At 63.7% G+C, this 14,923-nt stretch carries 9 protein-coding genes and 2 pseudogenes; 3 read left to right on the plus strand and 8 right to left on the minus strand.

The genetic code is table 11. The features are described from left to right. Window positions 1-4 precede the first annotated feature (4 nt). The gene (locus tag HAP54_RS44160) at window positions 5-865 is read right to left on the minus strand and encodes an FAD binding domain-containing protein (RefSeq protein ID WP_166307041.1); all 861 of its coding nucleotides are present in this window, start codon (window positions 863-865) and stop codon (window positions 5-7) included. A gap of 385 nt (window positions 866-1,250) precedes the next feature. Between HAP54_RS44160 and HAP54_RS44165 the strand changes: the two genes are divergently transcribed. Next, a complete protein-coding gene (locus HAP54_RS44165) occupies window positions 1,251-2,861 on the plus strand; it encodes an ABC transporter substrate-binding protein (RefSeq protein ID WP_166297694.1) in 1,611 nt (536 codons plus the stop codon). Between the two features lie 192 nt (window positions 2,862-3,053). On the opposite strand, the gene HAP54_RS44170 is transcribed toward HAP54_RS44165, so the two are convergent. After that, window positions 3,054-5,063, minus strand: coding sequence for an SPFH domain-containing protein (locus HAP54_RS44170; RefSeq protein ID WP_166297696.1), 2,010 nt, complete (start codon window positions 5,061-5,063; stop codon window positions 3,054-3,056). Between the two features lie 487 nt (window positions 5,064-5,550). Between HAP54_RS44170 and HAP54_RS44175 the strand changes: the two are divergent. Then, window positions 5,551-6,769: pseudogene (locus HAP54_RS44175) on the plus strand (ABC transporter substrate-binding protein). On the opposite strand, the pseudogene HAP54_RS44180 reads toward HAP54_RS44175, so the two are convergent. The 5 genes and pseudogenes from HAP54_RS44180 to HAP54_RS44200 all read right to left on the minus strand — a co-directional run. Further along, a pseudogene (locus tag HAP54_RS44180) lies at window positions 6,766-6,903 on the minus strand (IS5/IS1182 family transposase); the annotation flags it as partial. The pseudogenes HAP54_RS44175 and HAP54_RS44180 overlap by 4 nt on opposite strands. A 28-nt stretch (window positions 6,904-6,931) precedes the next feature. Beyond that, window positions 6,932-7,663 carry a phosphotransferase enzyme family protein gene (locus HAP54_RS44185; protein ID WP_166297698.1) on the minus strand — a complete coding sequence of 244 codons (732 nt, stop codon included), beginning with the start codon at window positions 7,661-7,663 and terminating at the stop codon, window positions 6,932-6,934. 1,013 nt (window positions 7,664-8,676) lie between these two features. After that, the gene (locus HAP54_RS44190; protein ID WP_166297700.1) at window positions 8,677-9,816 is read right to left on the minus strand and encodes an amidohydrolase/deacetylase family metallohydrolase; all 1,140 of its coding nucleotides are present in this window, start codon (window positions 9,814-9,816) and stop codon (window positions 8,677-8,679) included. Window positions 9,817-9,875: 59 nt separating this feature from the next. Next, window positions 9,876-11,759, minus strand: coding sequence for a cyclic nucleotide-binding and patatin-like phospholipase domain-containing protein (locus tag HAP54_RS44195; protein ID WP_224741517.1), 1,884 nt, complete (start codon window positions 11,757-11,759; stop codon window positions 9,876-9,878). A 168-nt stretch (window positions 11,760-11,927) separates the two neighbouring features. Continuing rightward, window positions 11,928-13,079, minus strand: a complete 1,152-nt coding sequence (locus HAP54_RS44200) for a zinc-binding dehydrogenase (RefSeq protein WP_166297704.1) — start codon at window positions 13,077-13,079, stop codon at window positions 11,928-11,930. A 167-nt stretch (window positions 13,080-13,246) separates the two neighbouring features. On the opposite strand from HAP54_RS44200, the gene HAP54_RS44205 reads away from it, so the two are divergent. Then, window positions 13,247-13,699 carry a hypothetical protein gene (locus HAP54_RS44205; RefSeq protein ID WP_166297706.1) on the plus strand — a complete coding sequence of 151 codons (453 nt, stop codon included), beginning with the start codon at window positions 13,247-13,249 and terminating at the stop codon, window positions 13,697-13,699. Window positions 13,700-13,790: 91 nt separating this feature from the next. On the opposite strand, the gene HAP54_RS44210 is transcribed toward HAP54_RS44205, so the two are convergent. Continuing rightward, window positions 13,791-14,891: a hypothetical protein gene (locus tag HAP54_RS44210; RefSeq protein ID WP_166297708.1), complete on the minus strand. Its 1,101-nt coding sequence runs from the start codon at window positions 14,889-14,891 to the stop codon at window positions 13,791-13,793. Window positions 14,892-14,923: the final 32 nt, after the last annotated feature.

The raw sequence follows: 14,923 nt of genomic DNA on the forward strand, positions 1-14,923 counted from the left end.
GGTGCTAGTGTCCTCCGGCGCGCTGGGCGGCGATCGCGGCGGTGCGCTTGAGCAGCACGCCGGCGGTTTTGATGCGGTAGGCGATGGTGCCGCGCTTGTCGTCGATCGGACGGCAGGCGGCGCGGCATGCAGCGGCGGCGGCCTCCAGCGCTGTAGCGTCGAGTTTCGAGCCAACAAGCGCCTGCGCAGCCGGCGCGACCAGCAGCACGGTCGGTGCCACTGCGCCGAGCCCAACGCGGGCCGCGGTGCAGACGCCGTCCTTCAAGGTCAGGCTGACGCCGATGCCGACGACGGCGATGTCCATCTCGGTGCGCGGGATCATCCGCAAGTAAGCGTCGCTCGAGCCTTTGGGCCGCGGCGGCAAGGTGAAGCTGACGAGGATCTCCCCCGGCTTGAGGTTGGTCCGTCCCGGCCCGGCCGGCACATCCTCGACCTTGAGCTCGCGGCGGCCGTTCGGGCCCTGCACCGTGACGACGGCGCCGGCCGCGATCATCGCCGGCACGCTGTCGCCGGCCGGCGAGCCGTTGCAGAGATTGCCGCCGGCGGATGCGCGGCCCTGAACCTGCTTGGAGCCGATCAGGTTCACGGCCTCGAGCACGCCGGGCCAGACCTTGCCGAAGCGTGCGTGCTCGGCGAGCTCCATGCCGGAGACGGCAGCACCCACGCGGAAACCGCCGTCGGCGGTTTCGGTAATCTCGGTCATCTCGCCGATCTTCTTGATGTCGACGATCAATCCCGGCCGCACCAGGCCGGCGCGCATTTGCACCAACAAATCGGTACCCCCTGCCATAATGCGGGCGGCACTTCCGGCGGCAGCGAATGCGCCAATCGCTTCATCAAGCGAGCGCGGTGCTACGTATCGGATATCGGTCATGTGGCTTTTCTGGACTCCCTCGGCTGCTTGTTCCCATAAATTGGCGGGATATGGCCTTATTGCTGGCGGCCTTATTGACGGCTTGCAGATCGCAAGCCTACACGGCCGAGCACGCTCCGAACAGCCGTCGAGGTGCGGTGGAAAGCGCAGGCTCCTATGCAGGATGCGCGCTTGCGCGGCCACGGCGCAGCCCGCGCCACGGCGGCGGTCATGGAACGTTCACGTCCAGAGCCCGGGCGAATCCGGCGCCGGGGCCCGGCTTGTGCGCATCCGAGACCGGCGGCATGAGGCTTGCTTGCGCTGGGCAGCGGATTGGTGAAGCATGCCGATCGCTGCGGCATGCGTGCCGGCGCAACGACAAATCGGGAGACGGCGAATGGTCGATGTTTCGCGCAGAACGCTCCTCAAGCTCGCGGCCAGCGTGCCGCCGGCGATCGCGGTCCCGGCTATCCTCCCATCGCGCGCGATCGCCGCGGCCAAGGGCAAGACCATCACCGCGGTGATGCATTCGGACCTGCGCATCATCGATCCCGGTTTCACCACCGCTTACATCACCCGCGACCATGGCTACATGGTCTACGACACGCTGCTCGGCATCGATGCGAGCTTCAAGGTCCGGCCGCAGATGGCGGAGTGGACGATCTCCGACGACAAGCTCACCTACACCTTGACGCTGCGCGACGGACTGAAATGGCACGACGGCGCGCCCGTCACGGCGGAGGACTGCATCGCCTCGCTGAAGCGCTGGGCCACCAATGACGGCACGGGACAGAAGCTGATGGACTTCACGGCGTCCCTCGAGGCCGCCGGACCCAAAACCATCGTGCTCAAGCTGAAGGAGCCCTATGGCCTGGTACTGGAGAGCATCGCAAAGCCCTCCTCCTATGTCGCGTTCATGATGCCGAAGCGGCTTGCGGAGACGCCTCCCGGCAAGCAGATCGCCGAACAGATCGGCTCCGGCCCGTTCAAGTTCTTGACCGCCGAATTCCAGCCGGGCGTCAAGGCGGTCTATGAGCGCAACGCCGATTACGTGCCGCGCAAGGAGAAGCCGGAATGGACCTCCGGCGGCAAGGTGGCGAAGGTCGATCGCATCGAATGGATCACGATGCCCGACGCACAGACCGCGATCAACGCGCTGCAATCCGGCGACATCGATTTCCTGGAGCAGCCCTCGATCGACATGGTGCCGGTGCTCGAGACCAATCCCGATCTGACCGTGGCCGTGCTGAACAAGTTCGGCTTCCAGATCGAAGGCCGGATGAATTTCCTGCACCCGCCGTTCGACAACCCCAAGATCCGCCGCGCCGCGTTCCTGGCGATGAACCAGAAGGACGTGCTCGACGCCACCGTCGGCAATTCCAAATATTACGAGATCTGCGGCGCCTTTTTCGCCTGCGACACGCCGCTCGCCAGCGACGCCGGCGCGGAGACGCTGATCAAGGGCAACGGCATGGCCGAGGCCAAAAAGGCGCTGGCCGCCTCGGGCTATGACGGCACGCCGGTCGTGATCATGATCCCCGGCGACGTGCAGACGTTGAAGGGACCGCCGACCGTCGCGGCGCAGCTGTTGCGCGCGGCTGGCTTCAATGTCGACGCGCAGGTGACGGACTGGCAGACCGTGGTCAGCCGGCGCGCCAGCCAGAAGCCGCCGAAGGAAGGCGGCTGGAACATGTTCTTCACCTTCACGGGCGCCACCGAAACGATGAACCCGATCGTCAACAACCAGATCGCCGCGAACGGCAAGCGTGCCTGGTTCGGCTGGCCGGAGAACGCCAAGATCGAGCAGATGCGCGACGCCTTTGCGCGCGCGACCGCCCCCGACGCGCAGAAGCAGCTCGCAGTCGACATCCAGACGGAGGCCTATGAGCAGGTGATCTATATCCCGCTCGGCCAGTTCCGGATGCCGAGCGCCTGGCGCAAATCGCTGAGCGGCATGCTGGACGGCCCCGCGCCACCGGTGTTCTGGAACGTCGACAAGACCGAATAGGATCGGTCTGCCCGCAGACTCGCTTCGCCTCTCCCGCTCGCGGGGGAGGCCGGATCGCATCGCAGATGCGATCCGGGTGGGGGCTCTCTCCTCGATAGGACTCGTGGAGAGACCCCCACCCCGGCCCTCCCCCGCAAGCGGGAGAGGGAGCGCACTTCCTTCGCGGCTATCGTTCGCCGTACTGCCGCCGCCCTACTGGCCGTTGATCCGGCGCGCGGCCTTTGGCGCCTCGTCCTTCAGCCTCTCCAGCGCGCCGGGCATCATCTGTCCGAACATCGAGCTCAGCATCGCGGTCGGGATCAACCCCGCATTGCTGTTCTCCTGCGCGGCACCGCCCGACATCAGGAATTGCGGCACCAGCGGCTGGTTGATCCGGGTCAGCGCGTCCGCAAACTTCGCGAAGTTCTGCTCGGCCAGCCGGTACTCCGGCCCGCCATAGGCATCGACCGACAGCTTGGTCGCCTGCGCGTTGGCGGTGCCGACCGCGAGCACCCGGTCAGCCTCGCCCTGGCCTTCGAGCCGCGACTGCTCGCCGACCGCGGCCGCCGTGACCTTCCTCGTTTCAGCATCCTTCTGCGCGCGGGCGAGCGCCGCCGCGCCCTCGTTCTCGTTGACCTTGACCTGGATCAGCGACTGCGTGAGCGCCGACTGCGCCGCCGCCGTCGCCTTGGCCTCGTTGAGCGCGCGCTCCTGCACCGCGGCCTTCTCCTGCTCCTGATAGGTCTCGATCTGCTCGCGCGCGATCTGGCGCGAGCGGAGCTGGATCAGGATATTCTCGATGGTGTGGTCGCCGGTCGCAGCCCGCGGCGTGCCGATCAGGACCTCCTGGAGGTCGAGCGAATAGCCCTCGAACTTCGCCTTCATCACCCGCGCCGATTCCTCCTGGATCGCGGCGCGGTTCGGCAAGAGTTCGATCAGCGTCATCTTCTGCGCGATGTTCTTGAAGAACGCGCTGACCATCGGGTCGAGCGTCTGCTCGACCAGCTTCTTCACGTCGCCGAAGCGCTGGATGATCATCGGCGCCTTCTTGTAGTCGATATGCATCACCACCGAGAGCGGCAGCGTCGGCTCGAACGCGCCCTTGGTGATCAGCGAGATCTCCGACAGGTTCTCGTCGAGCTGCATCGAGCCGACCTCACCGCGCACCCATTTCAGGATGAAGTTGACGGTCGGGATGATCTCGATCTTGCCGGCATAGGTGTTGAAGGCGTACTTGCCGGGCAGCAACGGGTCCTTCCAGACGCCGCGGCCGCCATTGAGCACCAGCTCGCCGTGGCGATACTGCTCGCCCGAGACGTCGTCGGTGCGTGGGCCGGTGTAGAAGATCACGACGCCGACATTGCCGACCGGGATCACCGTCTTCGGCACCGCCTCGACGGTCGCGAACAGGCGGTTGATGTACCAGGTGCCCTCGACGATGACCTGCAGCTGCCGGCCGCGATAGCCGCCGCCGCGCAGGAATTTCTCGGGCTCCTGGAAGTTGTTGTGGAACGTCTCACCGTCGCGCAGAACGGTGCCGACCTCGGGCGCGATGATCTCGCCCGGAGGCAGCGACGGGCCGTCATGCACGGTGACGATACCGACCAGATCGTGATCGGCCGCCAGCACGACAGGCGCAAAGCCCCAACGCTCGGTGATCGTGAGCTGCATACCCTCGAGCACGCCGCGTTCAGGCTCGCTCAGCGCATGACCATAGACGCGCTCGTCGGTGATAACAGCGAACTGCGTGGTGTTGATCGCATAGGTGCCCTCGCGCAGCACCTTGCGCTGCGGGCCCTTCTGGCCGCCACCAAGCAGGAAGCGGCGCGCGTCCTGGAAGTCCGACTTCTCCTCGGTATCGTTGGCACCGAGCACCTGCGACGACTCCAGCGCCGCGCCGTCGCGCGCGAACACATAGGCGATCTTGCCCTGGCCGACGGTCACGAGATCCGAGCGGTGAATCCGGTACATGAAGGGAAACAGCACATGCAGGCCGCCGCGCAGCACTTCAGGCCCGTAGCCGGCCTCGCCGTTCAGTGCGATGAAGCCGTCATCGATCGAGCCCTTCAGCGACCACAGCTTTTCGACGATGCCGACCTGATTGTTGGGAATGTAGCGAAACACGTTTGATACGCGCAGCAGGATCACACATACGACCGCTGCAGCGATCCAAATGGCAGGCTGGGTTAAACCTGAGCCATTAAGAAAACCGAGGAAGTCCATAGTCCATCTCCACAATTCGCAACTGGGCGGTTTGGGAACCCAAACCTGCACCCAAGAATTGCGGTGCGGAGATGTGGTGTGCGGCCTTGTCCGCGCAAGGCGGTGAATATTGTTCGCTCGGCCAATCTTTTTTTGATGACAGGATGAACCGCCGATCGAGTCGCGTGACATCGATTGGCGCGATCAATTTGCTGCGATTGCGCATCATTCGCAGCACCTGGTCAGCCGGGAATATTTCCACGCCGCTTCGGGCAAAACGCCTTATCACATTGCGAGACCGCATGCGCGCGCCAATGCTATGGAGTCCGTTTGCTGAACCGGCGCGTCGCGAGAACCGGCATGGAAGCACGCAGATTCTACCACGAGGGAATGCTTGCGCGGCAGCAGGCAGCCGAGAGCCGGCGCCTGGTCAACGGTCGTACCACTCCTGCCACAAGCCGATGCGCGGACGTCCCGTCGACAACATCGACGGCCGTGGAGCCGCGTGATGCGTAAGAGCTGGTACAAACCGGCAGCCGGAGCCGCAATCATCAGCCTCAGTCTGTTCGCGGCGGCCGACCTCTGCGCCGAAGGCCGCAAATATGATCCCGGCGCCAGCGATGTCGAGATCAAGGTCGGACAGACGATGCCCTATAGCGGCCCGGTGTCGGCCTTGTCCGTCATCGGCAAGGTGCAGGCCGCCTACTTCCGGATGATCGACGACGACGGCGGCGGCATCAACGGCCGCCGGATCAACCTGATCTCCTATGACGATGCGGCAACGCCGGCCAAGACGGTCGAGCAGGTTCGCAAACTGGTCGAGCGCGACGAGGTCCTGTTCACGTTCCAGGGCGTCGGTAACGCCTCAAACATCGCGGTGCAGAAGTATCTCAACGACCGCCATGTCCCCCAGCTGTTCGCGGGTGGGCGCGCCACGCGGTTCGAGGATCCGGTCGGCTTTCCCTGGACCATGGGATTCGCGCCGAACCTGCGGACCGAGATCCGCGTCTATGCGCGGTTCATTCTCGACAATTATCCGAACGCCAGGATCGGCCTGCTCTACCAAAATGACGAGAGCGGCAAGGAATATCTCGCGGGGCTCAAGGACGCGCTCGGCGCGCGGGCGCCGGACATGCTTGCGTCCGAAGCCCCGTATGATGCGACGGACCCGACCATCGACTCGCAGGTGGTCCGGCTCAAGGCGGCAGCGGTCGACGTGCTGATCGACATGGCCGCGCCGAAATTCGCCGCCCAGGCCATCCGCAAAGCGGCCGAGCTCGGCTGGCAACCGCTGCATTTGCTCGGCGTCGGCTCGTCCTCGATCGACGCGGTGCTGGTGCCGGCGGGAACAGAGAATGCCAAAGGGCTGATCTCGGCGAGCTCGTTCAAGGAGGGACCCGACCTGGGCTGACGATGCGGGCATGAAGAAATGGCGCGCGTTTATGGACTCCTATTATCCGGACGGCGACAGGAAGAGCCTGTTCACGGTCTACGGCTATAGCGCCGCCGAGCTGCTGGTGCATGTGCTGCAGCAATGCGGCGACGATGTCTCGCGCGACAACATCATGCGCCAGGCCGCCAGCCTGAAGAATGTGAAGCTCGATCTGCTGCTGCCGGGTCTTGCCATCAACACCAGCCGCACCGACTATCGCGTGATCAAGGAGTTCCGGATGATGCGCTTCAGCGGCGAACGATGGGAGCCGTTCGGGCCGATCGTCGCCGACTAGGGCGCGGACTCATTGAGGCGCAGCCATAGCCTGATTGATGCGAGTTGAACGAAGGCTGGATAGTTGGCGGCAAGCCTATCGCAACGCGTCGCCACCCGACGGCATTGTTTGATCCTGTTGAAGAATCGCTCGACATAGCGGTCGTCGAGCCGCTGCCGCTGTTCAGACCGCTCGAACTTGGGCAAGCCGCTTGATTGAGTACGCGTCGTCCCAGCAGACGGCGGCTTCCCATGCGGCCGATGCTTGCGCGGCGATGTCGTGCGCGCCGCCATCGAGACCGGCGGCGTTGTGGGGCAGCACCAGGTCGAGATCGGGGACGTCAACATGCGACTCGTCCCAGTCGATCAGCGCGACCCGATCTGCGGTCATGCGGATGTTGCGCGGGTTGGGGTCGCCGTGGACGACGCAGGTCTGACGTCCGACGAGCCGCGCCCACGCGGCTCGGCATCGAGCAACGCCCTCAGGCGGCATTGCGCCGAGGTCGATCTTCGTCCCGGTCTCGGTGTGCAGGAGGTCGGTCGACGATCGCCAGCCCGGACGCTGCGGCCACCCCGCCGTCAACCGATGCAGCCGGCGGAGAATGTCGGCCACGCGACGCCAGTCGGCCTCCGTCTCTGGCGGTCCGCCCTCCACGTATGTCATCACCACCAGACCGTCCGCGAACAGCCGGCCGTCTGTCGTCGGGATCGGCACCGGCACGGTCAGACCTTCACGGTCGAGGTGTCGGAGAAGCTCGGTCTCCCACCCGAGATCAGCGTCGCTCCTCGCACCGAGACGACCGACCGCGAGGTGCCCTCGGACGCGCACGCTCCACACGTCGTTGGCGACGCCGCCGGCGAGCGGCTCGATGCGAGCTGCGTCTTCACCCCACTGCCCGAGTGCCTCCCATCCCATTGGCGACATCAAGGGCACTCCTCGTCGAGTTGGCTGACAAACTCCGCTCGAAGACGTCTTAAAGCGCGATGAGATTGGGTTGAATCGTCACCGCGCTTTGGCTCATTGTTTAAGCATGATCTCCGCGCAAACGCGTTTCGCGTTTGTCGCGAGGGAAAGCCGCTTCGCATTTTTCCAGATCATGCTTTAGCGCGAATGTCTTGGTCGCTTGAGTTCGGCGACTCGAAACTTTCCGGCGGCGTCCAGGCTGCTGCAAACCCAGTAGGCTCTATTTCGGTAGTCGCCCAAGAACACTTTGGTCTCGACGCAGTCTACGTAAGATTTGTAGGTGAGGTTGTCTCTGCACGTTGACGAGAAAGGCCCATGTGCTTGTCCGCCCGCCGACTCGCTACATCCAACCCAAGGGTCTTTGCCGTGTGGGAGGCTTGATTCACAACCACCGTTGCAATTGCTGGCGACTTTCTCCAGCCTGGCAATCCTCCCCAATATTGAATCTGGTGCAGGTGATGGCGTTCGAGCAGTTGACGATGACGTTTGAGCGGATGGCGTTCGACCGGTTGACGACGTCCGGCGAGATGCCCCTGTGTTTGCCGTCTGCTTCGGCCTGTTTGGCCTTGCTGCCTCCTTCGGCGCATCGACCGTGATGCCGGGAAGCGGGCTGGCGGAGCCTGTTGGGGTTTGCGACGCTGCCGGGCCGCACAGCAAGACAGTTGAGAAGAAAGCGACGGCTGAGTGCGCGACAAGCCTTGACGACAATCTCATGACCATGTCCTCTCGAGGAGGGACATCCCGTCCCAATTGCGTTACCACGCATACTCAACTAGCCGAAATATCCGAACTTGGCCACTGAGGGTCAAAGGAATTTCTGCCGATGGCCGCCATTGACATGGTTGCCGAGGATCATGCGGACATCTCGCTCAAAGCCGTTGCCATGTCTGATTGTATCTCACAGGCGACCGGCTTCGATGTTGTTTTCTTGAGAGCAAACGGACGCGGGTCTTTGAACAGGCGTCCTACCTTGGATGCCACCAGCGTCCGCCGATCACCACGCCTTCGGATGCGATCTTGCGATCGCCCGTCAGGTGCTCGCCGACGACGTCGACATAGTCGAACTGCCCTTCCCTGATCGAGATCAGCGTGGCGTCGCCGACGCTGCCGGGCTTGAGGCTGCCGAGCTCCGGACGCCGCAATGCCATCGCGGCATTGACGGTGGACGCCGCGATCACGTCCGGCAACGACATTCCCATGCAGAGGAACTTCGACATCGTCGTCACCTGGTCGAACGCCGGGCCGTCGATGCAGAGCTGGTGGATGTCGGAGGAGATGGTGTCGGGGTAAAAGCCGTTGGCGAGCATCGCACGCGCGGTCTTGAAGGAGAACGAGCCCTTGCCGTGGCCGATGTCGAACAGCACGCCGCGCTCGCGCGCCTCCAGCACCACCTTCTTCACCGTGCCCTGCGCGGTCGCGGGCGTGTTGGGGAACGGACGGAACGCATGGGTCAGCACATCGCCGGGGCGCAGGCGCGCCAGCACCTCCTCATAGCTCGGCGGCGGATGGTCGATATGCGCCATCAGCGGCATGCCGACCTGTTCCGCAACCTCCAGCGCGATCTCGAGCGGCACCAGCCCCGAAGTGCCCGAGGCGAACAAACCGACCCGCACCTTGATGCCGACGATCAGGTCGCGGTTCTCATCCGCCACCCGCGCCGCGTCGACCGGGTTCATCAGCCGCAACTCCTCGCTCTCGCCGACCATCACCCGGTCCGAGAAGCCGAAGATGCCGGCATGCGAGACATGCAGATAGGCGAGGATGCGGACCTGGCTCGGCTCGATCACATGCTTGCGGAAGCCGGCAAAGTTGCCGGGGCCGGCGCTGCCGGTATCGACCGAGGTGGTGACGCCGGACGCGCGGCAGAATTCCTCCGCGTCGATCCCGAGCGAGGTGCCGCCCCAATAGACATGGGTGTGCAGGTCGATGATCCCGGGCGTCACGATCAAGCCGGAGACATCACGCACCTGGGTTGCAGGATCGGCGACAAGCCGCTGTCCAACCGCAGCAACCTTGCCGCCCGAGAACGCCACGTCAGTCACGGCATCGAGCTTTTGCGACGGGTCGATCACACGTCCGCCGCGCAGAATCAAATCGAAAGGCATCGTCATCTCCGGATTTCAGTCCGGCACGATGGTCGAGATCGCCTAAGCCTGCAAGCGGCTCAGCCGGCGCGGGCCTCATGGGAAAGCGGCGCGGTCACCGTCGCCTCATCCGCGCTGTTGTCGGCCCCCTCATCCGCCGCCTTGGCCGACGCGACGATGGCCGCAATAGCCGGGTTCTGCGCCGCCTCCGAGGCAGCAATGGTCTCGCGGGCCCAATGGTAGGAGGATTGGAAGATCTCCTGATGGCGGTCGAAATCGGTCACGTCGATGCCATCGGGCGTTGGCGGGCGCATCACCATGTCGAGCGGCGTGGTCGGCAACGTATCGTAGCGTTGATGGGCGACGAGGCTCCGCCACAACACGTTGACGGCGCTCGGCGCGGCCGGGAGCGATTTCCTCCGGAACGGCGTCAGCAGGGACGCAAGCAGTTCAAGCCGTCCCGGCAGCTTGGCATAGTCGACGTCGAACATTTCACTGGCCGGCTCGCCGAAATGGACCACCAGATTCGGGCCGCTCTTCAACTGATGCATTTGCGCTAGCGGAACGTTGTCGACGAGACATCCATCGACCAGCATCAAGCCGTCCCTGGTATAGAACGGCGGCAGCAGGCCGGGGATGGCGCTCGATGCGCGCACCGCCTGCCAGAGCAGGCCGGTCCGGATCAATTCGAGACTGTGCGTCGAAAGATTGGTCGCAACCGCCGCGAACGGCCGCCAGCAGTCCTCGATCCGACAGTGATGGCCGTACTGATCGGCAAGTGCGGAATCGAAGGCCTTGTGGTCCAGCAGTGCGTAGCGCGGCCAGGTCGGACGGCGGAAGCTGCGGCTGGAGACGAAGATCTCATGCGTGCCGCGCTCGAGATGCTCGGCGTCGTAGTTCTTGGCAAAGCCCGCCGCCATCGCCGAACCGACGCTGGTGCCGACAAAGATATCGAACATCACGCCGCGCTCACGAAACGCCTTGTAGATTCCGACATGCGCCGTGCCGAGGCTGCCGCCGCCACCGGCGACAAATCCGACGGCGCGCCCGCAGAGAAAGCGGACCAGGCTGTCGATATCGATCATGTCCTCGAGCGCGACATGGTGGTGCATGAAGCAGGGCAGCCGCATCAGCCAGGCCGCGGTGCCGCTGACCTCGTTGCGCCTGATATCATGAACCCGAACGAGGCGTCGCGTTGACGCCGGATGCACCCCGCAGGCGAACCTTTCAATCTCCGTCAGGTCAGGCGCGGGCGCGTGGCCACGGCAGGCGAATACGACGAGGTCAGCCTGGCGGATGGTTTTTCGCGCCCACTCCGATGCGTCAGCTCCACCGAAATAGGCCACCAGCGGCGCGTCATACTCGATCCTGTTGAGCCAATCGGCCACTTCGGATGCGTCCAGCGGGCGGCCGGGAAACATGGCCTGAACCCGCGCGAGGTCGACGATCTCGGCACCGGCGGCGGCAAGGCTCTGACGCAAGCGCTGTTCAAAGGCCGCAGGCACCGGCTCCCGTCCGCCGGAGATCAGCGCGACGGTGCGTGCCTTCGGCGACGCCCGGGCGGGCAACAGGCGCGCGGTCTGGATGGCAAACCGCTGGGCAAGAGCGGCAAGCAGCGCCTCGACGATCTCAGGCGTTTCCTGCACGAGTGTCGCATAGGCCGCACGCGTCAACACCAGCACGCTGCTATCGCGGATCGCGATCACATTGGCCGTACGCGGGATATTCGCAAAGAAGCCGATCTCGCCGACCAGTTCGCCGGCGCGGAGCTCCGCAATCGGTTCAGGATGATCGGTCCTGTACACGGCGAGCGCGCCGTGCAGCACCAGAAACAATGCGTCCGAGGGGCCGCCCTGCTCGACCAGCAGCTGGCCACGCACGAGATCTTGCCGGGTCATTGCGCCGACGGCGATCAGCCGCTGCTCCGCGCTGAGCGTTCTGAACAGCGGGAAGTCCTCGGACACGTTTCCCCACGCAGACGTTGCACTCGGCGGCACTCGGTTCGATTGCATGCTCCGATGTTAGCCCCGGGCCGCCGTCCCGGCGAGTGATATCAGGGCCATACCGGCCTCACCCTCGCCACTATTGTTGGGGGCACTGCAACAGGATTTGCAGCACCGCATTCGCCGGGCTCACTCCACCAATTCCGGCCACGGCACGATGGTCGACTTCACCGTCTTCATGGCCATCGCGTCCGCGACCGCCTGTCCGACACCCTCCTCGGTGAACGGATAGATCGTCTGCATGTCGAGCCAGGGATATTTGTTGCGGGTGCGGTAGAGCATGTCGACGCCGAGCGGCAGGTCGTTGCCGGTGAAGCCCCAGGAGCCGAGCACGTTGAGATCCTTGGTGCAGATGCGGTGCCACGACGTATCGATCGAGCCGGCATCGGTGAACTGGCCCATCTCGACATAGGTGCCGCCGTCGCGCAGCATCTCGATGCCTTCGGGGCCGACGGTCGGATGGCCCGAGCAATCCATCACGAGGTCGGCGCCGAAACCGCCGATGATGTCGCGCACCGCCTTGATCCTCTCCTCCGGCGTCTTGAGCTGCTCGATATCGACGGTCGCCTCGGCGCCGAACTTGCGCGCCAGCGCCAGCCGCGGCGTCTCCGGCGCGCCGACGCAGATCACGCGCCCTGCCCCCATCTCCTGCGCGGCGGCGACCGCGAGGATGCCGATCGGACCCGAGCCCTGGATCACCACCGTGTCGCCCCAGCTGAAGCCGCCGGCGCGCGTGGCGCGGTTGAAGGCGCGGATGCAGGAGGTCAACGGCTCCGAGAGCGCGCCCAGCCGCAGCGACATGTCGTCGGGCAATTTGTAGATCTTGGTGCCCGGCAGCATGTCGAGATCGACATAGACATATTCGGCCCAGCCGCCCCACATGTGCGGCGGCTTGTCGAAGCCGAGATAGCGGCCGTAATACACCGGCGTCAGGCACTTGTTGGCGCTTTGCGGGTAGTGAATGCAGTAATAGCAGCGGCCGCACGGCATCAAGGGCGGGATCATCACCTTCGATCCGACCTGCAGCGGCTTGCTCATGAAGTCCTCTGAAAACTCCGGGCCGCATTCGACGATCACGCCGCCGAGCTCATGGCCGAGCGTAAACGGCCATGGCAGCGGCTTCGGCCAGTGCCCCTTCAGGATATGCAGGTCGGTGCCGCAGACGCCGCAGGCGCCGACCTTGATCAGAGCCGCCTTTTTGCTGACATCAGGCCATGGCACGGTGCGGATCACCGGCTTGGCGCCCGGCCCCTCATGCGTGCAGACGCGGATCTGCTCCATCGGTTCGTCCTCCCTGTCCTTGTCGTTGGGCCGGGTTCGGCCGTGCCGACTTTAGGTCAGGACGATCGGGATGTCATGAAGGCAGCTTAAAGCGGCAGCCTAAAGCGGAGGCTTGCAGCATCGCGGGAAAAGGCACGATGAATCCGGGTATCGAAGGTATCGTTGGCATGTACGTCAAGTTGGGCGAACTGGACACGCTCGAACGGATGAAGGAGCATCGGCAGGGCTTGCTGGAGCAATGCGTCGATACCGAGCATTTCAGCTTCGATGTGACGCGATCGATCTACAGGAGCGACCTCGACGTGATCGAGGCCGGCATCGAGAGCCTCTCGGGCGAGATCACCGGCCATGTCGACGCCTTCAACGAAAACAGGATCGCCGGCTGGGCCCTTTACAACCAGCACCCCGACAAGCGGGTGAAGATCGATATCTACTTCAACGGCGACCACGTTGCCGAAGTCGTGGCCGATCAGTTCCGCAATGATCTTCTCAAGCTCAACAAGGGTGACGGGCACCATGCCTTTGTGTTCGTGCCGCCAAGCGGGTCGTTTCAGCCGCCCCTGCAGCTCGGGGTCCGCGCGGCGAACAGGAAAGTCCTGAAGGCGTTGACTGTTGAATAGGCAGTGAACGCCGCGATCAATCGGCGTCGAGATCAGATGACGGTGCGGCCCGACAACCTGTCGAGCCGCTCTGTCAGACACAACCCAGTCATCATTCCCAAATAACCTGCGCGAGCTTGTTTGCGCTTTTGGGCGTCCAACGGGTCATGTGCCCATTTGCCGGGCGCCTCGACCTGTAAGTGAAGAGGTCATAGCCCCTTTCCACGATGATTTCCGAGACCTCGACGAAGCCCAGATCGTCTTCCGGCGTCTTGACGCTGTGAAAGGTCGTGTCGCTCTCAATTGGGGCGCCATCGGCAACCGTCAACGCAATCGCGCCCTCTCCGTCCCGGAGCGGCTTGCAGATCGGAACCAAGCGCGCCTCAAAATTCGTTGGATGGTAAGCCCGCAGCCGCAGGTTCTTGTAGAATTTCCTGTCGCCCTCGATTTCAAGAACGCCCTTGCACGCCGCGGAATTGAGCAGCATGCCACTCAATGCGCTCATGCTTCCGACATTCAGCTCATAGGTTTTCCCGCGTTCAAGACGCACGCCTCTGAATTCGATCAGGGATGTCTTGTAATTTGCGGGGGGAGCCGCAAGCCGATCCTGCAGGTTGATCACCTCGAACCGGGCGATCGGGAACATCCTGTCCACCTCGATCATCGGCATCGCGCGAATTGCGCTGATCAGTTCCTTCAGGCTGTCGGCGATGAGTTCCGAAAGTTCCACGCCTGGATGGCTCGGATCCTTGTAGAGGCTTTCCGGACGTCTGGTTCCGTCTTCAAGAAGGTGGGTGATGCAATCGCGCACATCCAGATAGAACCATTCGTTTCGTTCAAACACCGAGATGCAGTTCGAGATCAAATGCTTGGATAGCTCCACGGTGCTGACCGGGATGCAGACGAAGATCGGCTCGCATCCATTCTTCTTGGCGCTGTGCCCGATCCATTCGATCCATTTCACCACGTCGTAAAGCCCGATCGCACCGGCCGACAGCAGCGAGTAATCGATCGCGCACATGTCAATGATGCAAAATTCCGCGTTCCGAAAGAACGAGCGGCCAGCAAAATAGGGGCCAAGCAGCGATGGGCTCGCGCCGACGCGTCCCATCGACACCACTTCAACCGGCTGATGACGATCTAAAAATTTGTTGAAGAAACCTTCCTTGAGAATGCTGTTGGATTGACCCAAAATCGCGATCCTAGTCGTCATTCCCACTCCCCAACGGCTGTCAGCATATGCTC

Origin of the sequence: Bradyrhizobium sp. 2S1 (assembly GCF_011516625.5) — a bacterium.
Taxonomy (GTDB): Bacteria; Pseudomonadota; Alphaproteobacteria; order Rhizobiales; family Xanthobacteraceae; genus Bradyrhizobium; species Bradyrhizobium septentrionale.

Excerpts from the sequence above, each read along its gene's own strand:
- HAP54_RS44165 (WP_166297694.1), top strand. The coding sequence starts at position 1,251 with ATGGTCGATGTTTCGCGCAGAACGCTCCTCAAGCTCGCGGCCAGCGTG.
- HAP54_RS44170 (WP_166297696.1), bottom strand. The coding sequence starts at position 5,063 with ATGGACTTCCTCGGTTTTCTTAATGGCTCAGGTTTAACCCAGCCTGCC.
- HAP54_RS44185 (WP_166297698.1), bottom strand. The coding sequence starts at position 7,663 with ATGGGATGGGAGGCACTCGGGCAGTGGGGTGAAGACGCAGCTCGCATC.
- HAP54_RS44190 (WP_166297700.1), bottom strand. The coding sequence starts at position 9,816 with ATGCCTTTCGATTTGATTCTGCGCGGCGGACGTGTGATCGACCCGTCG.
- HAP54_RS44200 (WP_166297704.1), bottom strand. The coding sequence starts at position 13,079 with ATGGAGCAGATCCGCGTCTGCACGCATGAGGGGCCGGGCGCCAAGCCG.
- HAP54_RS44205 (WP_166297706.1), top strand. The coding sequence starts at position 13,247 with ATGTACGTCAAGTTGGGCGAACTGGACACGCTCGAACGGATGAAGGAG.
- HAP54_RS44210 (WP_166297708.1), bottom strand. The coding sequence starts at position 14,891 with ATGACGACTAGGATCGCGATTTTGGGTCAATCCAACAGCATTCTCAAG.